This window comes from Lysobacter stagni (genome assembly GCF_030053425.1).
Lineage (GTDB): Bacteria > Pseudomonadota > Gammaproteobacteria > Xanthomonadales > Xanthomonadaceae > Lysobacter_J > Lysobacter_J stagni.
The window spans coordinates 1,671,306-1,693,397 of record NZ_JASGBI010000001.1; the positions used below are offsets into that span (position 1 = coordinate 1,671,306).

Annotated in this window: 21 protein-coding genes; 17 read left to right on the forward strand and 4 right to left on the reverse strand. The window is 68.8% G+C overall.

All coding sequences use genetic code 11. The annotated features are described in order from the left end of the window. Positions 1 to 423: 423 nt before the first annotated feature. Genes gspG through QLQ15_RS07625 form a run of 11 tightly spaced genes read left to right on the forward strand, consistent with a single transcriptional unit; the run spans position 424 to position 9,923 of the window. Positions 424 to 858, forward strand: a complete 435-nt coding sequence (gene gspG, locus QLQ15_RS07575) for a type II secretion system major pseudopilin GspG (RefSeq protein WP_283212219.1) — start codon at positions 424 to 426, stop codon at positions 856 to 858. Then, positions 836 to 1,339, forward strand: coding sequence for a type II secretion system protein XpsH (gene xpsH / locus QLQ15_RS07580; protein WP_432277785.1), 504 nt, complete (start codon positions 836 to 838; stop codon positions 1,337 to 1,339). Before gspG ends, xpsH begins: the two co-directional genes overlap by 23 nt. A gap of 20 nt (positions 1,340 to 1,359) precedes the next feature. After that, a complete protein-coding gene (xpsI, locus tag QLQ15_RS07585) occupies positions 1,360 to 1,782 on the forward strand; it encodes a type II secretion system protein XpsI (protein WP_283213958.1) in 423 nt (140 codons plus the stop codon). Next, on the forward strand, positions 1,779 to 2,426 hold the full coding sequence (locus tag QLQ15_RS07590; RefSeq protein WP_283212221.1) for a prepilin-type N-terminal cleavage/methylation domain-containing protein: 648 nt from the start codon (positions 1,779 to 1,781) through the stop codon (positions 2,424 to 2,426). Before xpsI ends, QLQ15_RS07590 begins: the two co-directional genes overlap by 4 nt. After that, on the forward strand, positions 2,426 to 3,301 hold the full coding sequence (locus QLQ15_RS07595; protein ID WP_283212222.1) for a type II secretion system minor pseudopilin: 876 nt from the start codon (positions 2,426 to 2,428) through the stop codon (positions 3,299 to 3,301). The genes QLQ15_RS07590 and QLQ15_RS07595 overlap by 1 nt, the downstream gene beginning before the upstream one ends. Beyond that, positions 3,298 to 4,500, forward strand: coding sequence for a PilN domain-containing protein (locus QLQ15_RS07600; RefSeq protein ID WP_283212223.1), 1,203 nt, complete (start codon positions 3,298 to 3,300; stop codon positions 4,498 to 4,500). Before QLQ15_RS07595 ends, QLQ15_RS07600 begins: the two co-directional genes overlap by 4 nt. Next, positions 4,490 to 5,152 (forward strand): type II secretion system protein GspM, encoded by a 663-nt coding sequence (gene gspM, locus QLQ15_RS07605; protein WP_283212224.1) that lies wholly within the window; start codon positions 4,490 to 4,492, stop codon positions 5,150 to 5,152. The genes QLQ15_RS07600 and gspM overlap by 11 nt, the downstream gene beginning before the upstream one ends. Further along, on the forward strand, positions 5,142 to 5,969 hold the full coding sequence (locus QLQ15_RS07610; protein WP_283212225.1) for a general secretion pathway protein GspN: 828 nt from the start codon (positions 5,142 to 5,144) through the stop codon (positions 5,967 to 5,969). The genes gspM and QLQ15_RS07610 overlap by 11 nt, the downstream gene beginning before the upstream one ends. A gap of 24 nt (positions 5,970 to 5,993) precedes the next feature. Next, a complete protein-coding gene (gene gspD / locus QLQ15_RS07615) occupies positions 5,994 to 8,231 on the forward strand; it encodes a type II secretion system secretin GspD (protein WP_283213959.1) in 2,238 nt (745 codons plus the stop codon). Next, positions 8,228 to 9,073 carry a glycosyltransferase family 2 protein gene (locus tag QLQ15_RS07620; protein WP_283212226.1) on the forward strand — a complete coding sequence of 282 codons (846 nt, stop codon included), beginning with the start codon at positions 8,228 to 8,230 and terminating at the stop codon, positions 9,071 to 9,073. The genes gspD and QLQ15_RS07620 overlap by 4 nt, the downstream gene beginning before the upstream one ends. Next, the gene (locus QLQ15_RS07625; RefSeq protein ID WP_283212227.1) at positions 9,057 to 9,923 is read left to right on the forward strand and encodes a glycosyltransferase; all 867 of its coding nucleotides are present in this window, start codon (positions 9,057 to 9,059) and stop codon (positions 9,921 to 9,923) included. Before QLQ15_RS07620 ends, QLQ15_RS07625 begins: the two co-directional genes overlap by 17 nt. A gap of 1 nt (position 9,924) precedes the next feature. On the opposite strand, the gene QLQ15_RS07630 is transcribed toward QLQ15_RS07625, so the two are convergent. Beyond that, entirely contained in the window at positions 9,925 to 11,259 is a 1,335-nt protein-coding gene (locus QLQ15_RS07630; RefSeq protein ID WP_283212228.1) for an NCS2 family permease, read from the reverse strand. A gap of 255 nt (positions 11,260 to 11,514) precedes the next feature. On the opposite strand from QLQ15_RS07630, the gene QLQ15_RS07635 reads away from it, so the two are divergent. After that, positions 11,515 to 13,242: a DUF1800 domain-containing protein gene (locus QLQ15_RS07635; RefSeq protein ID WP_283212229.1), complete on the forward strand. Its 1,728-nt coding sequence runs from the start codon at positions 11,515 to 11,517 to the stop codon at positions 13,240 to 13,242. A gap of 9 nt (positions 13,243 to 13,251) precedes the next feature. Then, positions 13,252 to 14,697: a DUF1501 domain-containing protein gene (locus tag QLQ15_RS07640; RefSeq protein ID WP_283212230.1), complete on the forward strand. Its 1,446-nt coding sequence runs from the start codon at positions 13,252 to 13,254 to the stop codon at positions 14,695 to 14,697. Positions 14,698 to 14,727: 30 nt separating this feature from the next. Here the strand turns inward: QLQ15_RS07640 and pyrF are convergent, their stop codons facing one another. The 3 genes from pyrF to QLQ15_RS07655 all read right to left on the reverse strand — a co-directional run bounded on the left by pyrF (position 14,728) and on the right by QLQ15_RS07655 (position 18,505). Further along, positions 14,728 to 15,540: an orotidine-5'-phosphate decarboxylase gene (gene pyrF / locus QLQ15_RS07645; protein ID WP_283212231.1), complete on the reverse strand. Its 813-nt coding sequence runs from the start codon at positions 15,538 to 15,540 to the stop codon at positions 14,728 to 14,730. Positions 15,541 to 15,603: 63 nt separating this feature from the next. Next, a complete protein-coding gene (ettA, locus tag QLQ15_RS07650) occupies positions 15,604 to 17,265 on the reverse strand; it encodes an energy-dependent translational throttle protein EttA (RefSeq protein WP_283212232.1) in 1,662 nt (553 codons plus the stop codon). A gap of 334 nt (positions 17,266 to 17,599) precedes the next feature. Beyond that, positions 17,600 to 18,505: an aspartyl/asparaginyl beta-hydroxylase domain-containing protein gene (locus QLQ15_RS07655; RefSeq protein ID WP_283212233.1), complete on the reverse strand. Its 906-nt coding sequence runs from the start codon at positions 18,503 to 18,505 to the stop codon at positions 17,600 to 17,602. 148 nt (positions 18,506 to 18,653) lie between these two features. Between QLQ15_RS07655 and glyA the strand changes: the two genes are divergently transcribed. Genes glyA through ribD form a run of 4 tightly spaced genes read left to right on the forward strand, consistent with a single transcriptional unit; the run spans position 18,654 to position 22,086 of the window. Beyond that, positions 18,654 to 19,907 (forward strand): serine hydroxymethyltransferase, encoded by a 1,254-nt coding sequence (glyA, locus tag QLQ15_RS07660; protein WP_283212234.1) that lies wholly within the window; start codon positions 18,654 to 18,656, stop codon positions 19,905 to 19,907. Between the two features lie 10 nt (positions 19,908 to 19,917). Then, positions 19,918 to 20,430 carry an energy transducer TonB family protein gene (locus QLQ15_RS07665; protein WP_283212235.1) on the forward strand — a complete coding sequence of 171 codons (513 nt, stop codon included), beginning with the start codon at positions 19,918 to 19,920 and terminating at the stop codon, positions 20,428 to 20,430. A 30-nt stretch (positions 20,431 to 20,460) separates the two neighbouring features. Further along, positions 20,461 to 20,982 (forward strand): transcriptional regulator NrdR, encoded by a 522-nt coding sequence (gene nrdR, locus QLQ15_RS07670; protein ID WP_283212236.1) that lies wholly within the window; start codon positions 20,461 to 20,463, stop codon positions 20,980 to 20,982. Between the two features lie 6 nt (positions 20,983 to 20,988). Further along, complete coding sequence (gene ribD, locus QLQ15_RS07675; protein WP_283212237.1) at positions 20,989 to 22,086, forward strand: bifunctional diaminohydroxyphosphoribosylaminopyrimidine deaminase/5-amino-6-(5-phosphoribosylamino)uracil reductase RibD; 1,098 nt, start codon at positions 20,989 to 20,991, stop codon at positions 22,084 to 22,086. Positions 22,087 to 22,092 lie beyond the last annotated feature (6 nt).

The window sequence follows — 22,092 nt, forward strand, 5'->3', positions numbered from 1 at the left end:
ATCGCGCCATGGATGGCATCGGTCACGTCGACATATGCAGGCACTGCCGCGCGTCGCCGAACGCCCGTCCATGGATGGACGGGCCGGGCATTCCGGAGCCCGTCGCATCGCGCCATGGATGGCATCGGTCACGTCGACATATGCAGGCACTGCCGCGCGGCCTGCCGAACGCCCGTCCATGCCCGGGCCGTCGCACCGCCGGACTCGCCCATCCCGCCGACGCAATCACCACACCCAGGGATGAAAATGGTGCATGGACAAGCGTTCCGACAGTCCTCACACCCCACGGCCGCCGGAGGGGGCGATGCCCGTTCCTGCGTTGCAGGTCCCGGAACTGAACATCGCCGTCCGCAGTCAGCCCATTGGCAACCGATTTCAGGTAAACATCCACCCTTCCCGGACGATCTTGGACAAGGAATCCACATGCGCAACCGCCGCTCGTTGACCCGTTCCCCGTCCGCTGCGCTCCAGCGCGGCATGAGCCTGATCGAGATCATCATCGTGATCGTCCTGATCGGCGCCGTGCTCGCGTTCGTGGGCAGCCGCGTGCTGGGCGGCAAGGATCGCGGCGACTACAACATCGCCAAGGCGCAGGTGCAGACGCTGGCGGGCAAGGTGGATTCCTTCCAGATGGATACCGGGCGCCTGCCGACCTCGCTGGAGGAACTGGTCACCCAGCCCAGCGACGTGAACGGCTGGCTCGGCCCGTATGCCAAGGCGACGGAACTGAAAGACCCCTGGGGCCACCCGATCGAGTATCGCGCCCCGGGCGAAGGCGGCCCGTACGATCTGGTGATTCTCGGCAAGGATGGCAAGCCGGGCGGTACCAGTGTCGATGCGGACATCAAGTACGAGTAAGCGACCGCCGCGCGGAGGCAGTGGCATGCCACGTCGCGTCCTCGGCATGTCGTTGCTGGAGATGCTGCTGGTGCTGGCGCTCATCGCCGGCATCGCGGTGCTGGGCATCGCTGCGTTCGGTGGCGGCTGGCAGGGCATCCAGTTGCGTTCCAGTGCCAAGGCAGTCGCCGCGCAATTGCGGTACACGCGCGCGCTGGCCATCTCCACCGGCACGCCGCAACGTTTCCTGATCGATCCGGCCTCGCACCGCTGGAGCGCGCCCAACGGCCGCAAGGGCGAGATTCCCGATTCCGTTCGCGTGACCTTCATCGGCGCGCGCGAGGTGCAGCCCCGACGCGGCGAGGGCGCGATCGTCTTCTTCGAGGACGGCGCCAGCACCGGCGGCCGCGTGCAACTGGCCGCACGCAAGGCGGCGTGGAATATCGACGTCGCCTGGCTCACAGGGGAGATCCGCATGCGTCGCGGCGAGGTGGCGCCGTGATGCGCGTGCGTACCGCCGCAGTGTCGCGCCAGCGCGGTTTCACCTTGCTGGAGGTGATCGTCGCGTTCGCGCTGCTGGCCGCGGCGCTGGCGTTGCTGCTGGGCATCCTGTCCAACTCCGCGCGCCAGGTGCGCTGGTCGGACGAGGCCGGGCGCGCGGCGCTGTACGCGCAGACGCTGATCGACCAGGTCGGCGTGGGCGAGCCGATCACGGCCGGGCAGCTCGATGGCGAATTCGAACAGGGCCGCTATCGCTGGCAACTGCGCATCGCACCCTGGCGCGACGCGGCCACCGCCGGCGCACAATCGCCCGCTGCCCCGAACGCACCACGCCTGTTCGAAGTGACCCTGACGATGGAGTGGGGCGCTGCCGATCCCGGACAGCGCCTGCAATTGCGTTCGTTGCGCACCGTGGCGGCCGGGACCGGGGCGGTGCTGCCATGAGGCACGCGCGCGGATTCACGCTGATCGAACTGTTGCTGGCGACGGTGTTGCTGGTGGCGGGCCTGGCACTGGCGTTCACCACGCTGGGTGCGGCCAGCCGCACGGTGACGCGCGGCGAAGCGATCGGCGAACACAGCGAGCGCGTCCGCTCCGTCAGCACCTTCCTGCGCCGCAGACTGACCGGTGCGCGGCCGGTGGGCTTCGCGTTCGACCAGACGCGCGCGGTGGCGATGCGCTTCGTCGGAGAACCGCAGCGCATGCGTTTCGTGGCGGACCTTCCCGACTACCTCGGTCGTGGCGGTCCGTACCTGCACGACCTGTCGGTCGTCGACGATGGCGAGGGCGTGCGCCTGGTGATTTCGATGTCGATGGTGTTGGCCGGCGAGGTGGTGGAGGAGCGTCCCGAGCGTCCGCCCGAAGTGCTCGCCGACAACCTGCGCGAGGTGCGTTTCCGTTATCGGGCGCTGGACGAGCGCGGTCGGATGGGCGACTGGCAGGATCGCTGGGAGGCGAGCGAACAGTTGCCACTGCAGGTGGAGATCACGCTGGTCGACCGTAATGGACGCGCATGGCCACCGCTGGTCGTTGCGCCACCGTTGGCGCCGGCATTCAGCAGCTTCAACGTTCCGCTGGAGACGCAGTGATGCGCGCGCGTCCTTCTGGCCATGCGCGCACGCGCGGCACCGCACTGATCCTGGTGCTGTGGCTGATCGTGCTGTTGACCGCACTGGTCGGCGGGTTTGCGATGGCCGCGCGCACCGAACATCTCCAGGGGCGCGTGATGGTGCGGGGCGTCGTGGCGGCCAACGCCGCGCGCGCCGGCCTGGAATACGCCATGACGCGACTGGCGCTGCCCGACCAGCGCCTGCAATGGCGACCGGACGGTCGCCCGTACCAGTGGCGCTATGCAGGCGCTGCCATCGAAGTACGCGTGACCGACGAGAACGGGAAGATCGACCTCAACCAGGCCGATCCGCAGTTGTTGGCCGCGCTGATCCAGAAGGCGGGCGTGGACGCGGCGGTGGCCTCGCGCCTGGCCGGGGCCATCGTCGACTGGCGCGATACGGACACGCTCACCCAGCCGGCAGGCGGCGGCGAGGACGCGGACTATGCCGCCGCCGGCCTGCCGTACGGGGCCAAGGACGCGGAGTTCGAAGGCGTTGCCGAACTGGAGCAGGTGATCGGGATGACGCCGGCGCTGTTCGCCCGCATCGAGCCCCACCTGACCGTCTACAGCGGTCGTTCGCGCCCCGATCCGGCGTTCGCTTCGGCGGAAGTCCTGGACGCGATGGGCCTGAACGGCGCGGACATCGTGGCCCAGCGCCGCGGGGCCGGCGATGGTGCGCCGCAGGCCGGCATGGCCGGAGTGGGCAGCGGCACCTATAGTATCCAGAGCCGCGCACGGCTCGCCGATGGTCGTCAGTCCGTGCTGCGGGCCGTGGTACGGGTGGGCGGAGGGGGACTGCCGGGAATGGCATACCTGCCGTTGCGCTGGGAGGAGGGATCGTCGCCGCGATGAATGCACGGAGCGAGAGCCGGCCGGGAGCCGACTGGGCGCAGGACAGGCTGCGGCGCCTTGGCGCGCGCGTGGTTCCGGGTGCGGGCGGCTTCCTGTCGTGGTGGACGCGCAACCTGGCGGCCTGGCTGCCGGCGCGCGTTCGCCGCGTGCTCGGCTTCGACCGCGGCCGCCTGTTGCTGCAGCTGGAAGGCGATGCCGTGCAGCTGCGCCTGCAGCAGGGCAGCGACCTGCGCGACCTGGGCACCGTGCCGCAGGCGTCGCTGCCCACCGAAGATGCCCTCGTCGCCCCGATCGACCCGCTGGCCACGCTGCTGCCGGCACGCCTGGCGGATCTCCCGCGCTGGCTGCTGCTGCCCGCCGCGACCGGCCTGCGTCGGCGACTGACGCTTCCCGCCGCCGCGGCCGATCGCCTGCGCGACGTGGTGGGTTTCGAAATCGACCGGCAGACACCCTTCACCGCCGAGACGGTCGCGTTCGACGCGCGCGTGATCGACCGTCGCGACGACGGCGCGCTCGACGCCGAGCTGGTGGTCGTTCCGCGCCAGCGCATCGAGCCGCAACAGGCTGCCCTGGGGCAACTGGCCGGGTCGCTGGCCGGCATCGACCTGTGCGCCGAGAACGGCGTGCCATTGGGCGTGAACCTGTTGCCGCCGGCGCAACGCCGCCGCCATGGCGACCCCTTCCGGTACTGGAACCTGGCATTGGCCGCGATCGCCGTGCTCACCGTTGCCGCAACGATGTGGCAGTTGCTGGCCAACCGCCGGGCCGCGGGCGATGAACTGGAACGTCGCATCGCCGACCACGCCACGGCCGCGCGCGAAGCGGCCGCGCAGCGCCAGACGCTGATCGACCTGATCGAAGGCCAGGCCTTCCTCGACCGCCAGCGCGCCCAGCGCGCGACCGCGGTGGAGGTGATGGACGAACTCACCCGCCGCCTGCCCGACACCACGTACCTCGAGAAACTCGCCATCGAGGACGACAACCTGTTGATGATCGGCCTCAGCCGCGAGGCGCCGTCGCTGGTGCAGCGCCTGCAGGGCTCGAAGCTGTGGCGGGCGCCCTCGTTGACCGGCGCGCTGATGCCCGACCCCGCCAGTGGCCGCGACCGCTTCACCCTGACGGCCGAACTCCCGTCGACAGGCAAGCCTGCGCCCGTCGCCGCACCGCGCGAAGACACGGAGGACGGCGATGGCCGTTGATCCCGCCGTCCTGACACGCAGCGAGCCGGCCGCGCCTCGCGTCGAGCGCGACCGCTGGCTCGCGCTCGGCCTGCTGGTGGCGGCCGTCGCGCTGGCCTACCTGGTGCTGGTGCATCCGTGGTGGACGGCACCGATGCTGGAAGCGCAGGAACGCATCGACACCCTGCAGCAGCGCGAACTGCGCCAGCGCATGCAGCTGGAGCAGGCGCCGCAGGTCGCACAGCGGCTGGCGCAGGTGCAGGCGCAGCAGGCACGGCAGCCGGGCTTCCTGCCGGAGAACAGTGCCGAGCTGGCCACGGCCGGACTGGTGCAGCGCCTGGAAGCGGTCGTCGCGCAGGCCAGCCCCGGCAACCGCAGTTGCGCCATCAGCAACCGTTCGCCGCTCAGCGAACCGCGTCGCGATCGCTATGCGCGCGTCGTCGTGCAGGTGCGCCTGCGCTGTGGCAGTCCCGAACTGGCCACGGTGCTCTACGCACTGGAAAGCGGCGCGCCGCGGCTGTTCGTGGGCAATCTCAACATCCTGTCCTCGCGCGGGTACTTCCTGCCGGGCAACACGCAACCCACCGGCGATGGCGGGCTGGACGTGAGCTTCGACCTCTACGGTTACCTGCGCCCGAGCGCGACCAGCACGGAGGTGGCGCGTGCGCGTTGACGACGCCGGCCCGCGCACCTGGTTGCTGGCGACGGTCGCCGGCTGGGGTCTGCTCGCATGGCTGCTGGCGATGGTCGGCATGGGCCGGCACGCGCCGGCGCTGGAATCCGACCCGGGCCTGCTGCGTCCATTGCCCCCGTTGCGCGCACCCGCGCCGGAACGCCTGGGGCCGATGTCGCAGTACGTGCAGATCGGCCAGCGGCCCTTGTTCACCCAGGATCGCCAGCCCAAGCCGTTCTTCCTGCAGGGGCAGGGCGGCGAGGAAACCGGGCAGACCGCGTTCGATTACCTGCTGACCAGCGTGCTGATCACACCGGCCCTGAAGATGGCGATCCTGCAGCCCGCCGACGGCAGCGAATCGGTGCGCGTGAGGCTGGGCGACGCGCCGGAATCGCATCCGGCGTGGCGCCTGGTGGCCCTGGATGTGCGCAGCGCGGTGTTCGAAGGCCCTGAAGGTCGTCGCGAGATGACGCTGCGCGTGTTCGACGGCCAGGGCGGGCAGCCGCCCACGGCGGTGAACACCGCACCGTCGCAGAACGCGCGGCCACAGCCGGTGGGTGTCCCGGTGCCACCCAGTGCGCCCAATGCCGCCAACGCGGCGCGCGCTGCGGCAAGCCCCAACCGCCCGTCCGCGGGCACGTCCTCGTCGAACAAGAACACCGCCGGGCAGAACTCGCCCCAGCCGGCGGTCGATGCTGCCGAAAGCGCGCCCCTGACCCCCGAGGCGCAGATGGAAGCGATCCGCAAGCGGATCGAAGAGCGTCGTGCGCAGTTGCGCCAGCAACAGAACGCACAGCCCCCGGCCCAGACTCACTAGAGTGACCGCATGAAGCCACGCTCGATGACGCCCCGCCCCCGCCGCGCCGCCCAGGCGATCGCGACGGCCACCATCGCCAGCCTGCTGGCCTCGTGCGCCACGGCGCCGGTGCCGAACCTGCGCCGTGCCGATCCGGGCGCGCAAGACCGGGCTGCCGCGCCGGGCGATGCCAGCGCGCAGCCATTGCCGGAATCGTCCACCGGTGGCGATGCCCGGCCGCAGATCCGCCGTGGCACGGGCCAGGTGATCAACCGCAGCGCGGCCTCGGCACCGCCGCCGGGCCTGGGCGCGACCACCGGCTCGGCCACGTTCAATTTCGAAGGCGAATCGCTGCACGCGGTGGTCAAGGCCATCCTCGGCGACATGCTTGGGCAGAACTACGTCATCGCTCCGGGCGTGCAGGGCACGGTGACACTGGCCACGCCCAAGCCGGTGAGCCCGGCCGAGGCGCTCAACCTGCTGGAGATGGTGCTGGGCTGGAACAACGCCCGTCTGGTCTTCAGCGGCGGTCGCTACAACATCGTGCCGTCCGACCAGGCCCTGGCCGGCAACGTCGCCGCGCGCACCGGTCCGGCCAGTGCCGCGCGCGGTTTCGAAGTGCGCACCGTACCGCTGAAATACGTTTCCGCGACGGAGATGGAGAAGATCCTCAAGCCGTACGCGCGACCCAATGCCATCGTCAACGTCGACAACTCGCGCAACGTGATCACCGTCGGCGGCAGCCGCGCGGAACTGGAGAACTACCTGCGCACCATCGACGTGTTCGACGTCGACTGGCTGTCGGGCATGTCGGTGGGCGTGTTCCCGCTGCAGTCGGGCAAGGCCACCAAGGTCGTCGCGGACCTGGAGAAGGTCTTCGGCGAACAGAGCAAGTCGCCGGTCGCGGGCATGTTCCGTTTCATGCCGCTGGAGGGCGCCAACGCGGTGCTCGTCATCACCTCGCAGCCCCGCTACCTCGACGACATCCAGCAATGGCTGGACCGCATCGACAACGCGGGCGGCAGTGTCCAGCTGTTCTCGTACGAGTTGAAGTACATCAAGGCACGCGACCTGGCCGATCGCCTGGCCGACGTGTACGGCGGTGGGCGATCCGGCAACGGTGGCGGCAGCGGCAGCGCGCCCTCGCTGATGCCGGGGCTGGACTCTGTGGAACTGAAGGACAGCGACGGCGGCAGCACTGCCACCCTGGGCAACTACGACAACGGCACCGATACCGGCACCGGCATGGGTGGTGGCAATGGCGGGGGCGGCACCAACGGTGGCTCTTTGTCGCTGGGCGCGCACCAGAACGGCAACACCAGCCTCACGCTGGAAGTGGACGGCGACCGCGTCGGCGTGTCGGCGGTGGAGGAAACCAACTCCATCATCGTTCGCAGCAGTCCGTCGGCGTGGAAGTCGATCCGCGATGTCATCGAGCGCCTGGACGTGATGCCGATGCAGGTGCACATCGAGGCGCAGGTCGTGGAAGTGCAGCTGAAGGGCGACCTGAAGTACGGCGTGAACTGGTACTTCGAACGCGCGGTCACCGACGCCGGCCTGCCCGATGCGGTCGGCCGCACCACGTGGAGCACGCTGGCCGGCAGCATCACGCCGGGCAATCCGGATGGCAGCGGCGGTCTGTCGTGGACGTTCCTGGGGCGCAATGCCGCCGCGGTCATCAGCGCGCTGGACCAGGTCACCGACCTGCAACTGCTGCAGACGCCGTCGGTGGTGGTGCGCAACAACGCCGAAGCCACGCTCAACGTCGGCAGCCGCATCCCGATCGCATCGGTCACGGTCAACCCGACCACCGGCAGCGACAACAGCTACAGCCAGGTGCAGTACCTGGACACCGGCATCATCCTGCGCGTGCGTCCGCGCGTGGCGAAGGACGGCGTGGTGTTCCTCGACATCGTGCAGGAAGTCAGCTCGCCCGGCGCGCAGGACACGGCCGACGCGAACGGCAACGTGCGCATCGACACGCGCAAGCTCAAGACCGAGGCCGCGGTGCAGAGCGGCGACACCGTGATGCTGGCCGGCCTGATCAGCGACGCGGTGCAGCGCGGCTCGTCCGGCTTTCCGGGGCTGAGCCGCATTCCCGTCATCGGCGGACTGTTCGGGCAGCAGCGTTCCAGCAAATCGCGCAACGAAGTGATCGTGCTGCTCACGCCGACCATCATGCGCAACCCGCAGGAAGCACGTGACCTGACCGACGAATACACGCGCCGCTTCCGTGCGATGGAACCGCTGCAGCGCAAACCCAGGCACCCGGGCCAGCAGTGACCGTACCGACCGCCGCCGCCCTTGTCGTCGTCGTTCCGGTGGGACGCGACGACGAGGCCCTCGACGCATGCCTGGCCGCACTCGATCGTGCGACCGCGCCGGGCACGCCCGTGTGGCTGGCCGACGATGCGCAGGCGGGACCGCGCGGCTACGCCATCATCGAGCGTTGGGTGGCGCGCACCGCGTTGCGTGCCGACTACACGCGCCGCCAGCGCAGCGTGGGCGAAGTCGCGCACCTGGATGAAGTGCTCGGTGCCTGCGGCGACGCCAATGTCGCCGTTCTCGCGCCCGATGCGGTGCCCGCGCCGGGGTGGTTGACGCGCCTGGCCGCCGGATTGTCCAGCGACGGCTCGATCGGCACCGCCACGCCGTGGAGCAACGCCGGCGAGGCTGCGTCGTGGCCGCGCATCGGCGAGATCGATCCCTTGCCCGCCGACATCGACCGCCTCGCGCGCGCGGCGGCCGCGATGCCCGCGCTGCATCCGGAACTGCCCGCCGCCGTGAGCCATGCCGTGCTGCTGCGCGGCACCGCGCGACGACGCGCGGGTGGACTGGACGCCAGCAGCTACGGTTCGTGGTATGCCGCGCTGATCGACCTCTCGTTGCGGCTGGCGGGATTGGGCTGGCGCAACGTCCTGTGCGATACCGCGTTCGTCGGCCGTCGCGAGGAGGGCATGCCGTACGACGGCGACATGGACGCACTGGCCGCGCGCTGGCCCGACTGGCACGCACGCCTGGCCCACTACCTCATGCAGGACCCGCTGCGCGGCTCGCGCGCGCAGCTGGCGAACCTGCTCGACAACATCGGACCTCCGGAACCGCAACGTGACCTTTTCGTCTGACAGCGCCGGCATCGCCGCAGTGGTGGTGACTTATCGCAGCGCCGAAACCATCGACGAATGCCTGCGCCGCCTGCGCGCGACCGAGGGCGTCGCGGCGATACGCGTGGTCGACAACGCTTCCGACGACGGCACGCTGGAGATCGTGCAGCGCCACGCCGCCGCCGACGCGCGCGTGCGCTTCATCGCCAATCCCGACAATCCCGGTTTCGGGGTGGCCTGCAACCAGGGCGCGCGCGACGTCGAATCCGGCGTGCCGTGGCTGGCGTTCGTCAATCCCGATTGCCTGGTCGAACGCGACACGCTTGCGCGCCTTCGCGCATTGGCCGCACCGCAGGGCGAAGCGTTGCTGGGCGCGGACCTGGTCGACGAGAGCGGCGTGCGCGACGGCGCGGCGCGTCGGCGCGATCCGGATTTCGCTGCGATGCTGTCCGCGGTGCTGGGCACCCGGCCCGCGCCGAAACTCGAACTGCCCGCCGACGACTCGCGGGCGCTGCAACGCGTGGACGCGGTGTCCGGCGCGCTGATGCTGATGCCGCGCGCGCTGTTCGACCGTCTGCGCGGATTCGACGAAGGCTACCGCCTGCATGCGGAAGACCTGGACCTGTGCCGCCGCGCGCGCGAATCGGGTGCACTGGTCGCCGTCGCCAACCACGTGCGCGTGGTGCACGTGCGTGGCGTCTCCAGCCGCTCCCGCCCGATGTTCGTGGAATGGCACAAGCACCGCGGCCTGTGGCGCTATTACCGAACGTTCGAAGCCCCGCGACGCAGCGCGACGACCACGGCAGCGGTGTTCACCGCGATCTGGCTGCGGTTTCCGCTGGCCTATCTGCGCGCTCGCCTGAAGTCCTGACTCACGCCAGCGCGAAGCGCAGCACGAACAACCCCGCGACCACCCACACCGCCGCATGCGCCTCGCGCGCGCGGCCGGTGAACAGCTTGAGCACGGCGTAGGCGATGAAGCCGAATGCCAGTCCGTTGGCGATGGAATAGGTGAAGGGCATCGCCAGCGTGCACAACGCGGCGGGGATCGCTTCGGTGAGGTCGTCCCAGTGCACGTCGCCCAGCTCGCGCAGCATCAGGCCGGCGACGAACAGCAGCGCCGGTGCGGTGGCGTAGGGCGGCACCATCGCCGCCAGAGGCGAGAACAACAACGCCAGCAGGAACAGCGCGGCGATCACCAGCGCGGTCAGACCGGTGCGCCCGCCGGCCTGCACGCCCGATGCGCTCTCGATGTAGGCCGTGGTGCTGCTGGTGCCCAGCACGGAACCGGCGAGGATCGCGGTGCTGTCGGCGAACAGTGCGCGCCCGAAGCGCTTCTGTTGCGCGGCGGAGGCATCGTCCAGCGGCAGCAGGCCTGCGCGACGCGCCACGCCCATCAGCGTGCCGGTGGCATCGAACACTTCCACCAGCACGAACACGATCACCACGTGCAGCATCGCCGTGATCGAGAAGGCTGCGCCGCCGCCCAGCGCGCCGGCGATGTCCAGTTGCAGGAACGTCGGCGCCAGACTGGGCGGCAGGCTGACGATGCCGCGGTAGTCGACCAGGCCCAACAGCAACGACATCGCCGTGACCGCGAGGATGCCGATGAGGATCGCGCCGCGCACGCGCCAGGCTTCCAGCACGGCGATCAGAAGGAAGCCGGCGACGGCCAGCAGCGGCTGGGGTTCGCGCAGGTTGCCCAATGCGACCATCGTGTCCGGGTTGCCGACGATCACGCCCGATTTCTGCAGTGCGATGATCGCCAGGAACAGGCCGATGCCGGCGGTGATCGCACTGCGCAGCGAATGCGGAATGCCCGCGATCAGCCATCCGCGCGCACCGGTGATGGTGAGCAGCAGGAACACCACACCCGACACGAACACCGCACCCAGCGCCTGCTGCCACGTGTAGCCCATCGCGCCGACCACGGTGAAGGCGAAGAACGCATTCAGGCCCATGCCCGGCGCCATGCCGACCGGGTAGTTGGCGGCGAAGGCCATTACCAACGTGCCGATCGCCGCGGCTAGGCACGTCGCCACGAACACCGCGCCGGTGTCCATGCCGGTGTTGCCCAGCACACTGGGATTGACGAAGACGATGTAGGACATCGTCAGGAAGGTGGTGATGCCCGCGACGACCTCGGTACGCACGTCCGTGCCGTGTTCGCGCAGGCGGAAGAGGGGCTGGAACAGGCGCTGTGGCATGTGGGGGAACTCCTGGACGCGGGCGGCGCGAGAGTCTCCCACCGGCCGCCGCGAAGGGTACCGCGGGACCATGAGAACGCGAGGCGAAAGGGTCTCGGCCCACGTGCCGACCGATGCGGCAAAGCCGGCCTTCGCAAGCTGTAACGGTCGTCACGTTCGGCGTCCCGAATCCGAGACGTGGCTCCGGTTGTGCGGAAAGCCGCCTGATAACGTGCGCGCCGCTCGCCGCGAGGAACGCGGCATGGGGGACGACTCATGGACTTCAGGCAGGCGTTGCGGGCCGGTGGGCTCGCGCTCGGGCTGTGCATGCTCGCCGCGTGCGGTGGTGGAGGCGGCGGCGACGATGACGGTCCATCGCTCACGCCCGGCAACCCTTCATCGCCCGGTACGCCGTCGCCGTATCCGGACATCCCGGCCACCGACGCCGATGCGGCCCGCTTCCTGACCCAGGCGACGTTCGGCCCCACCAACGCGGAGATCGCGCGCCTGCGCCAGATCGGTTACCGCCGCTGGCTCGACGAGCAGATGGATCCCTCGCGCACGCCGACCACGCTGGTGCTTCCGCACCTGCAGCAGCTGGTGGCCAACGGCATGCTGGCGACGGACCTGCGACCGCAGCATCGCCGCAACTACTGGCTGTGGCAGGCGGCGAACGGCAACGACCAGCTGCGCATGCGCATGGCGTTCGCGCTGAGCGAGATCTTCGTGATGTCCGATCGCGAAGTCGCCGATTCCACCGCCACGGTCAACCGCATCGCCGACTACCAGGACACGCTGGCGCGTGGCGCGTTCGGCAGCTATCGCACGCTGCTCGAACAGGTGGCCCTGCATCCGGCGATGGGCTACTTCCTCAGCCACGTCGGCAACCGCAAGGCCGACCCACGCCGCAACATCACGCCCGACGAGAACTTCGGCCGCGAGGTGATGCAGCTGTTCTCCATCGGCCTGTATGAGCGAAACAAGGACTTCAGCCCGGTGCTGGACTCCAGCGGGCAGACCGTGCCGACATACGACGAGCAGGTCGTCAGCGCGATGGCGCGCGTGTTCACCGGCTGGACCTATGCCGGCCAGACCGACGCGCAGTTCGGTCGCGGCGACAACACCAGCTTTGCGCCGATGGAATGCCACCCGGCCTTCCACGACGACCAGCCCAAGCAGATCTTCCGCGGCGTCGTCGTCAACGAAGGCAACAACTGCACGGCCAGTCTGAAGCGCACGCTCGATGCGCTGGCCGATCACCCCAACGTCGCACCGTTCATCAGCCGGCAGCTGATCCAGCGCTTCGTCACCTCCAATCCCAGTCCTGCCTACGTCGAGCGCGTCGCCACCACGTGGCAGACCTCGGGTGGCAACCTGGGGCAGGTGATCCGCGCGGTGCTGCTGGATACCGAAGCACGCATGGCCCCGCCCGATGTGGGTTTCGGCAAGGCACGCGAGCCGTTGGTGAAGGTGGCCACCTTGTGGCGTGCCTTCGGCGCACGCTACGTACCGGCCGCGAACGGCGAAGTGCGCTTCACGTTCTCCAACGCGGGCGACCTCACCGCATCGCTGATGCAGGACTCGCAGCGCGCACCGTCGGTGTTCAACTTCTTCGAGCCCGACTACCGCCTGCCGGCGGCGAACGGCGTGCAGGGCATCTTCGGGCCGGAGTTCCAGATCCTCACCGAAGCCACCTACCTGTCGATGCTCAACCAGAACGACGCGCTGGTGTGGAACTTCACCGGTGCCGCGCCGACGGCAACGACCGCAGCGCCGGTACTGGACATGAGCCGCCTGACGACGCTGGCCGAAGCGCGCGATCACGCCGGCATGGTGGCGCAGGTCAACCTGCTGCTTTTCCACGGCACGCTGGGCAGCGCGCCCTCGCAGACGATGGTGACGATGCTCGATCGCCTCGCCGCGTCCAACGAGACTGCGGCGAACCGTGCCAAGTCGCTGGTGCTCATCGCGCTGGCCTCACCCGAATTCGCGATCCAGCGCTAGGAGGCCACCATGTCCCGATCCATTCGCGAAGACCGCCGCAACTTCCTGCGCCGCGTGCAGGCCGTCGTGGCCGGCGGAGCCGCTTATGCGCTGCTGCCGCAGCTGGAACTGGTCGGCCGCGCGTACGCGGCCGAGCCGCTGCCCGGCAACGACTACCGCGCGCTGGTGTGCATCTTCCTGTTCGGCGGCAGCGATTCGTTCAACATGCTCATCCCGCATGAGGCGAACGAGCACGCGGCCTACCTCACCAGTCGCGGCGGTGTGTACGAAGCCACGACAAATCCCTTCGGTCTGGGCATCGCACGCGACAGCCTGGTGACCGTCAACGACAGCGCCGGCAAGACATGGGGTTTGCATCCGGAATGCGCCTCCATGAAGCCGCTGTTCGACGCGGGTGAACTGGCGTTCCTGGCCAACATCGGTCCACTGGTGGAACCGCTGACCAAGGACGACGTCACGCGCCGCCTCAAGCGCCTGCCGCCCTACCTGTATTCGCACAACGACCAGCAGAAGCTGTGGATGCGCGGCCACACCAATCGCGCCGGCACCACCGGCTGGGGCGGCCTGCTGGCCGACCGTGCGGAAGCGTCCAACCTGGGGCTGCAATCGCTGCCGCCGTCCATTTCCATCTCCGGCAGCAACCTGTTCCAGTTCGGGGCAACGACGCTGCCATTCGCGATGTCCTCCGGTGGGCCGGCTACTGTCAATCGCTTCCGCAACGATGGCAGCGCAACCGACAGGATCCGCTCCGAATCGCTGCGCGCGCTGGTGGAGTCGGCCTATCAGCCGATCATGCAGGACCAGTATGCGGTGATCGGCGACAGCGCGATCAATCTCAACGACACGCTGCGCGTGGCCTTGAACCCCACCAACGGCGGCGACATCACGACGGTGTTTCCGGCCGGCGGACTGGCATCACAGCTGCGCATGGTCGCGCGCATGATCAAGGCCAGCCGCACCTCGGCCATCAACCATCGTCGCCAGATCTACTACGTCAGCATGGGTGGCTTCGACACGCATCAGAACCAGATGGCCGCCAACGGCCACGGTGCGTTGCTGCGTCAGCTGGGCGATTCGCTGGCGGCGTTCCGTGCGGCGCTGGCCGAGATCGGCGCGCTCAACGACACCACCACGTTCACGATGAGCGACTTCGGCCGCACCTTGAACAGCAACGGCAACGGCACCGACCACGGCTGGGGCGGCGTGCAGCTGGTGATGGGCGGGGCGGCTGCGAACGGCGGCGCGCTGCGGGGCGGCCAGGTGTGGGGCAGCTATCCGCTGCTGGAACTCGACGGCACGCAGGCGGTGGGTCGCGGCCGCATGGTGCCGACGATATCGGTCAACCAGATGGGCGCCACGCTGGCGCAATGGTTCGGCCTGCCGGCGGGCGAGGTGGGCGCGATCTTCCCCGGCATCGAGAACTTCGCCCAGCCGAGACTGGGGTTTCTGACCTGATCGATCCGTCGCGCGCCTGCGCGACGGAGCTCAGCGATACCGGTTGATCTGGTCGCGCAGTTCGCGCGCCGCGTTCGCGGCGGCTTCGGCGTAGTCGTCGCCGCCGGAGGCATAGAGGATGGCGCGCGAGCTGCTCACCATCAGGCCGGTGCCATCGGCGGTCTTCGCGTTCGTCACGACCGCTTCCACGTCGCCACCCTGCGCGCCCACGCCGGGCACCAGGAACGGTACCTCGCCAACGATCGCGCGCACTTCCTTCAGCTGGGCCGGCCACGTAGCACCCACCACGAGCGAGCAGTTGCCGTTCGTGTTCCATTCCTGCGCCACCTTGGCGGCGACATGCTGGTACAGCGGACGCCCATCGATCGAAAGATCCTGCAGATCGCCTGCGCCCGGGTTGGACGTGCGGCACAGGATCACCACGCCGCGGTCGGCACGGTCCAGGAACGGTTGCGCCGAATCGCGGCCGAGGTACGGATTCACCGTGACCGCATCGGCGGCGTAACGGTCGAAGGCTTCGCTGGCGTAGTGCTGCGCCGTGCTGCCGATGTCGCCGCGCTTGCTGTCCAGGATGACGGGAACGCCCGGATGCGCGTCATGCAGATGCGCGATCAGGCGCTGCAATGCACCTTCCGCACCCAGCGCCGCGAAATGCGCGATCTGCGGCTTGAACGCACACGCGTACTGCGCGGTGGCATCGGCGATATCGCGGCAGAACGCGAACACCGCGTCCGCATCGTTGGCGAACTTCGCGGGAAACTTCGCCGGTTCCGGGTCCAGGCCGACGCAGACGAGGGAGTCGGCGTGTGACCAGCGCGCGCGCAGCGCCTGCATGAAGCTCATCGTGGCGTTCCTTGTTCCGTTGCGAAGACGCCCGCCCTTTTGGGGGCGGGCGTCTGTCGTGTCTTACTTCAGCGCCTTGAAGCGCAGGCGGTGCGGCTGGGCACCTTCCGCGCCGAGGCGGCGCTTCTTGTCTTCCTCGTACTCGCGGTAGTTGCCCTGGAAGAACTCCACGTGCGAGTCGCCCTCGAAGGCGAGGATGTGCGTGGCGATGCGGTCCAGGAACCAGCGGTCGTGCGAGATCACGAACGCGTTGCCCGGGAACTCGAGCAGCGCATCTTCCAGCGCACGCAGCGTTTCGATGTCCAGGTCGTTCGACGGTTCGTCGAGCAGCAGCACGTTGCCGCCCTGCAGCAGCGTCTTGGCCATGTGCAGGCGGCCGCGTTCACCGCCCGACAGCGAGCCGACCATCTTCTGCTGGTCCTGGCCCTTGAAGTTGAAGCGGCCGATGTAGGCGCGCGACTGGATCTCGATGCCGTTGATGTTGAGGATGTCCAGGCCGCCGGAGACTTCCTGGAACACGTTGTGGTTGCCGGTCAGTGCATCGCGGCTCTGGTCCACGTAGGCCAGCTTGACGGTCGAGCCCATGTCGATCTCGCCCGAATCCGGCTTCTCCTGGCCCGTGATCATCTTGAACAGAGTCGACTTGCCGGCGCCGTTGGGGCCGATGATGCCGACGATCGCGCCCGGCGGAACCGAGAACGACAGGTTGTCGATGAGCAGGCGGTCGCCGAACTTCTTGGAGACGTTCTTGAACTCGACGACCTTGTTGCCCAGGCGCTCGCCCGGCGGGATGAAGATCTCGTTGGTTTCCTGGCGCCGCTGGTAGTCGACCGACTGCAGTTCTTCCATGCGTGCCAGACGCGCCTTGCCCTTGGAACGGCCGCCCTTCGCGTTCTGGCGCGACCACTCCAGTTCCTTCTGGATCGCCTTCTGGCGCGACTTCTCCTGGTTTTCTTCCTGCTTCAGGCGCTCGTCCTTCTGGACCAGCCAGTCGGTGTAGTTGCCCTTCCACGGAATGCCGCGACCACGGTCGAGCTCGAGGATCCACTCGGCGGCGTTGTCGAGGAAGTAGCGATCGTGGGTGACGGCCACGACGGTGCCGGTGTAGCGCGCGAGGAACTGCTCCAGCCATTCGACCGATTCGGCGTCGAGGTGGTTGGTCGGTTCGTCGAGCAGCAGCATGTCCGGCTTCTGCAGCAGCAGGCGGCACAGCGCGACGCGGCGCTTCTCGCCACCGGAGAGCTTGCCGACGACGGCGTCCCACGGCGGCAGGCGCAGCGCGTCGGCGGCGACTTCCAGCTGGTTTTCCAGCGTGTGCGCATCTCCGGCGGCGAGGACCGCCTCCAGGCGTTCCTGTTCCTTGGCCAGCGCATCGAAGTCCGCGCCTTCCTCGGCGTAGGCGGCATAGACGGCTTCCAGCGCGGCCTGCGCGTTGAGCACCTCGCCCACGCCTTCCTCGACGGCCTGGCGGACGGTCATCGTCGGATCCAGCTGCGGTTCCTGCGGCAGGTAGCCGACCTTGATGCCCGGTTGCGGACGCGCTTCACCGACGAAATCCGTGTCCACGCCGGCCATGATCTTCAGCACGGTCGACTTGCCCGCGCCGTTGAGGCCCAGCAGGCCGATCTTCGCGCCCGGGAAGAAGGACAGCGAGATGTCCTTGATGATCTGACGCTTCGGCGGCACGACCTTGCTGACGCCGTTCATGGTGTAGATGTATTGCATGCGCTCTCCGGAACCGGGACGCGCCCGTGCCGGCCGGGAATGGCCTGGACGGGGCGACGGAAGCCGCGATTATCCCGCAGTAAGGGCGGGTTTCCCAGCCTGAGGGCGGGGAGGCTTCAGGTTGCCGGAATCCCTCCGCGCGCAGGGGTGAGGAGGGGCAGCTTGCGCGCCAATGGCGCGCGTCCCGACGAACGCCATCGGGCTGCGCCCGATGGCCGCGGGGTTGGGGAGAGGTTGCGAAGCCGCATCGTGGTGAGCTCGGCGCTGGCGCGCCTCAGACCCCCTCCCAGCCCTCCCCCTGCGAGCAGGGGGAGGGGCAAAGCCGTGCGACGCCTCAGATCCAGACGATGAACGCGGCCACCAGCGCCACCGCGGTGTACTTGAGCCCGTAATACAGCGACTGGTTGCGCTCGCGCAGGCCCTTGGCCTTCAGTCGCAGGGCGTAGAAGTGCTTGAACAGGCGGTTGAAGCCACCCGTCCGGTCGCCCTCCACGTTGGGCGAGGCGCCGGCGGCGATCAGGTGGCGGGCCACGAAACGGTTGATCGCGCGGACCGGAGCCAAGCGCAGGGGGCGTTCCACATCGCAGAACAGGATGATGCGGTTGGACTGGGTGTCGTTGCGCGCGCGGTGGATGAAGGTCTCGTCGAACATCGTCCACTGGCCGTCGCGCCAGCTGTAGCGCTGGCCGTCGACCTCGATGAAGCAGCCCTCGTCGTTGGGCGTCTCCAGCCCCAGGTGCAGGCGCAGCGAGCCGGCGTACGGGTCCCGGTGCGGGCGCAGCTCGCTGCCCGGCGGCAGCTCCGTGAACATGGCCGCCTTCACGCTGGGGATGTCGCGCAGCAGCCCGGTGGTCACCGGGCACAGCTGGGCCGCGGACGGGTGGGCGTCGTCGTACCACTTCAGGTAGAAGCGCTTCCAGCCGCGCCGGAAGAACGAGTTGAACCCCACGTCGGTGTAACCGTCGGCGGCCTTGATGTGCTGCAGCTCGCGCAGGCGCCGGGCCTCGTCGCGGATGGCGGGCCAGTTCGCGCGCAGCGGCTCCAGCTCGGGGAAATGGCGGCCCGGATCGTCGAGGAAGGGCGTGGTGGGCACGCGCGAGAACGCGTACATCAGCACGTTGATCGGGGCCATGAAGGTGGAATGGTCCAGCAACTGCCGACCCAGGCGGTGCCGGACCCGCCCGCGCAGGTGCACATGCACCGCGCAGGCGACGAACAACAGGACGAAGACCCATTTCATGGTCGTGGGGTTCCCAGTGGGGGTGGGGAGGGCGCGCCCGCAGCTCCAGGGCGCGCTTGGTGGCCGCATTTTAAGGCCTGGGCTAACATCTTTCGGCCTGGCCGCACCAGCCCTTCAGGCGCCATCACCCCACGTCCGAGGTTCGCGAATGTTCCCCAGCTCCGCCCGCATCGCCGGTTACGACGATGAACTCGCCCAGGCCATCGCCAACGAGGCCCGTCGCCAGGAGGATCACGTCGAGCTGATCGCCTCGGAGAACTACGCCAGCCCGCGCGTGATGGAAGCCCAGGGCAGCGTGCTGACCAACAAGTACGCCGAGGGTTATCCCGGCAAGCGCTATTACGGCGGTTGCGAGTACGTGGACATCGCCGAGCAGCTGGCCATCGAGCGCCTGAAGCAGCTCTTCGGCGCCGACTACGCGAACGTCCAGCCGCATTCGGGTTCGCAGGCCAACCAGGCCGTGTACCTGGCCCTGCTCAATCCGGGCGACACCATCCTGGGCATGTCGCTGGCGCATGGCGGCCACCTCACCCACGGTGCCAAGGTCAACGTCAGCGGCAAGCTGTTCAACGCCATCCAGTACGGCGTGAACGACCAGGGCCTCATCGATTACGACGAGGTCGAGAAGCTCGCGCTGGAGCACAAGCCGAAGATGGTCGTGGCCGGTTTCTCGGCCTACTCGCAGCACATCGACTGGGCGCGCTTCCGCGCCATCGCCGACAAGGTCGGCGCGTACCTGTTCGTCGACATGGCGCACGTCGCCGGCCTGGTCGCCGCCGGCGTGTACCCGAACCCGCTGCCGCACGCGCACGTGGTCACCTCGACCACGCACAAGACCCTGCGCGGCCCGCGCGGCGGCATCATCGTGTCGCTCAAGGCGGGCGAGGAGATCGAGAAGAAGCTGCAGAGCATCGTCTTCCCCGGCATCCAGGGCGGGCCGCTGATGCACGTCATCGCCGCCAAGGCGGTGGCCTTCAAGGAAGCGCTGGAGCCGGAATTCACCACCTACCAGCAGCAGGTCGTGAAGAATGCGCAGGCTATGGCGAAGACCATCATCGCGCGCGGCTACAAGATCGTTTCCGGCGGCACGCAGAACCACCTCATGCTGATCGACATGATCGGCAAGGGCGTCACCGGCAAGGATGCGGAAGCCGCACTGGGCAAGGCGCATATCACGGTCAACAAGAATGCCGTGCCGAACGATCCGCAGAAGCCGTTCGTCACGTCCGGCCTTCGCATCGGTACTCCCGCGGTGACCACGCGCGGCTATCAGGAAGCCGACTGCATCGAGCTGGCCGGATGGATCTGCGACGTGCTGGACGCACCGAAGGACGAGGCCGTCATCGCCGCCGTGCGCGAGAAGGTGACGGCGCAGTGCAAGAAGTTCCCGGTTTACGGCTGAGGACTGCCCAATGGCGCGGCTGACCGTGGTGGCACTGGCCTGCGCCGGTGCGATGTTCCTGGCCGGCTGCGCCAGTACGCCTTCCATGCCGGTAGCGGAAAAGGCGGGGGCGGGTTCGCGCGTGCTCGTCAGGAACGGTTCGACCTCATCGGCGAGCCACGGCGCCGCGCGCTACAGCCTGACCGACCGCGCCTGCAGCGTGGAATCGCTGCAGCTGCTTTCCGCCGATGAAGTGGACGCGCTGACCGAAGGCTGGCGCGAACCCGACGACTGCGAGGGCCCGGAGAAGCTCAGCCTTCCCGCCTATGGCGCCTCGCCGGGCCGGAAGGGCTCCGCGCACGTGCTGGTGCGGCTGACGGCCGAGGGCGCGGTCGAATCCGTGCAGGCCGTCTGCGCCACCGATCGCCGCTTTGGCGAGACCGCCGTCGAGACGGTCAAGCGCATCCGCTTCTCGCACATGACCTGCAAGGGTGTGCCGACCCGCGTGGCGTTCTTCCTGCCGCTCGATTACAAGTACGACTGACCGCGACTTCGCCCCACCGGCTGCCGACGCATGCACTGTCCTTTCTGCCAGCACAACGACACCCGCGTGATCGACTCGCGCGTGTCCGACGACGGCGCCACCATCCGTCGTCGCCGCGTGTGCGAAGCCTGCGGCGAACGTTTCTCCACGCTCGAGACCATCGAGCTCAAACTGCCGCTGATCATCAAGAGCGATGGCCGACGCGAGGCGTTCGACGCGCGCAAGCTGCGCGCCAGCTTCGACCGCGCACTGCAGAAGCGGCCGGTGTCGGAAGAACACATCGAGGCCTCCGTGCGCGCGGTGGTGCACCAGCTGCGCATGACCGCCGAACGTGAGCTGCCTTCGCGCCGCGTCGGCGAGTTCGTCATGGCCGAACTGCGCAAGCTCGACCACGTCGCCTACGTGCGCTTTGCTTCGGTCTACCGTGCGTTCCAGGACGTGGCCGACTTCCGCGAGGAGCTGGACCGGCTGGAAAGCGACAATTCCGTTGAAGGCCAGCTACCGCTGCTCGACGAGGAAGCCGAGCCCACGTCGCGGCAGCGAAAACGCTGAACCGCGATGACCGCCTTCACCGCCAACGACCACGCCATGATGGCCCGCGCGCTGCGGCTGGCCGAGCGCGGCGCGTACACCACCAAACCCAATCCGATGGTCGGCTGCGTGATCGCGCAGGGCGAGGAGGTCGTCGGGGAAGGATGGCACGAGCGCGCCGGCGAGCCGCACGCCGAGGTCTTCGCGCTGCGCGCAGCCGGTGAGCGTGCGAAGGGGGCGACCGCCTACGTGACGCTGGAGCCGTGCGCGCACACCGGACGCACCGGCCCGTGCGCGGATGCGCTGATCGGCGCGGGTATCGCGCGCGTCGTCGCGGCGATGCGCGACCCGTTCCCGCAGGTCGACGGCGCCGGCTTCGAAAAGCTGCGCGCGGCCGGCATCACGGTCGAATCGGGCCTGATGGAAGCGCAGGCGCGCGCGCTCAATCGCGGCTTCCTGTCGCGCGTGCAGCGGGGCCGGCCGTGGTTCCGCGTGAAGCTGGCGACCAGCCTGGACGGACGCAGCGCGCTGGCCAGCGGTGAATCGAAATGGATCAGCGGTGAAGCCTCGCGCATGGACGTGCAGCGCTGGCGCGCGCGTTCCGGTGCGATCGTCACCGGCGCGGGCACCGTGCTCGCAGACGATCCGCAGCTGACCGTGCGCCTGGGCGACGACACGCCGTTCGTGCCGCCGCTGCGCGTGGTGCTGGACCCGGGCCTGGCCACGGTCGCGCGCGGACGCGTTCGCGAAGGCGACGCGCCAACGCTCTACCTCCACGCGCCCGATGCGAAACCGCCGCGCGGTCTGCAGGCGCAGACGGCCGCGGTGACGGTGCGCGAAGGGCGCTTCGACCTGGATGCGGTGCTGCGCCTGCTGGCCGAGCGCGGCGTCAACGAGGTGCAGCTCGAGGCCGGCGCGACCCTGGCCGGTGCATTCCTCGGCGCGGGCCTCGTGGATGAAGTGCTGCTGTACGTCGCCCCGGTGCTGCTGGGCGAGCGAGCGCGGCCGATGTTCGACGGCCTGGGCATCGATGCGATGACGCAGAAACTGAAGATGAGCATCGTCGAGTCGCGCTACCTGGGCGAGGACGTACGTCTGCTGTTGAGGCCTGGATCCCCCACCTGAGGAAAC

Excerpts from the sequence above, each read along its gene's own strand:
- nrdR (WP_283212236.1), top strand. The coding sequence starts at position 20,461 with ATGCACTGTCCTTTCTGCCAGCACAACGACACCCGCGTGATCGACTCG.
- QLQ15_RS07640 (WP_283212230.1), top strand. The coding sequence starts at position 13,252 with ATGTCCCGATCCATTCGCGAAGACCGCCGCAACTTCCTGCGCCGCGTG.
- QLQ15_RS07600 (WP_283212223.1), top strand. The coding sequence starts at position 3,298 with ATGAATGCACGGAGCGAGAGCCGGCCGGGAGCCGACTGGGCGCAGGAC.
- QLQ15_RS07635 (WP_283212229.1), top strand. The coding sequence starts at position 11,515 with ATGGACTTCAGGCAGGCGTTGCGGGCCGGTGGGCTCGCGCTCGGGCTG.
- ettA (WP_283212232.1), bottom strand. The coding sequence starts at position 17,265 with ATGCAATACATCTACACCATGAACGGCGTCAGCAAGGTCGTGCCGCCG.
- xpsH (WP_432277785.1), top strand. The coding sequence starts at position 836 with ATGCGGACATCAAGTACGAGTAAGCGACCGCCGCGCGGAGGCAGTGGC.
- QLQ15_RS07665 (WP_283212235.1), top strand. The coding sequence starts at position 19,918 with ATGGCGCGGCTGACCGTGGTGGCACTGGCCTGCGCCGGTGCGATGTTC.
- ribD (WP_283212237.1), top strand. The coding sequence starts at position 20,989 with ATGACCGCCTTCACCGCCAACGACCACGCCATGATGGCCCGCGCGCTG.
- QLQ15_RS07630 (WP_283212228.1), bottom strand. The coding sequence starts at position 11,259 with ATGCCACAGCGCCTGTTCCAGCCCCTCTTCCGCCTGCGCGAACACGGC.
- gspM (WP_283212224.1), top strand. The coding sequence starts at position 4,490 with ATGGCCGTTGATCCCGCCGTCCTGACACGCAGCGAGCCGGCCGCGCCT.
- pyrF (WP_283212231.1), bottom strand. The coding sequence starts at position 15,540 with ATGAGCTTCATGCAGGCGCTGCGCGCGCGCTGGTCACACGCCGACTCC.
- gspG (WP_283212219.1), top strand. The coding sequence starts at position 424 with ATGCGCAACCGCCGCTCGTTGACCCGTTCCCCGTCCGCTGCGCTCCAG.
- glyA (WP_283212234.1), top strand. The coding sequence starts at position 18,654 with ATGTTCCCCAGCTCCGCCCGCATCGCCGGTTACGACGATGAACTCGCC.
- QLQ15_RS07590 (WP_283212221.1), top strand. The coding sequence starts at position 1,779 with ATGAGGCACGCGCGCGGATTCACGCTGATCGAACTGTTGCTGGCGACG.
- QLQ15_RS07595 (WP_283212222.1), top strand. The coding sequence starts at position 2,426 with ATGCGCGCGCGTCCTTCTGGCCATGCGCGCACGCGCGGCACCGCACTG.
- QLQ15_RS07655 (WP_283212233.1), bottom strand. The coding sequence starts at position 18,505 with ATGAAATGGGTCTTCGTCCTGTTGTTCGTCGCCTGCGCGGTGCATGTG.
- gspD (WP_283213959.1), top strand. The coding sequence starts at position 5,994 with ATGACGCCCCGCCCCCGCCGCGCCGCCCAGGCGATCGCGACGGCCACC.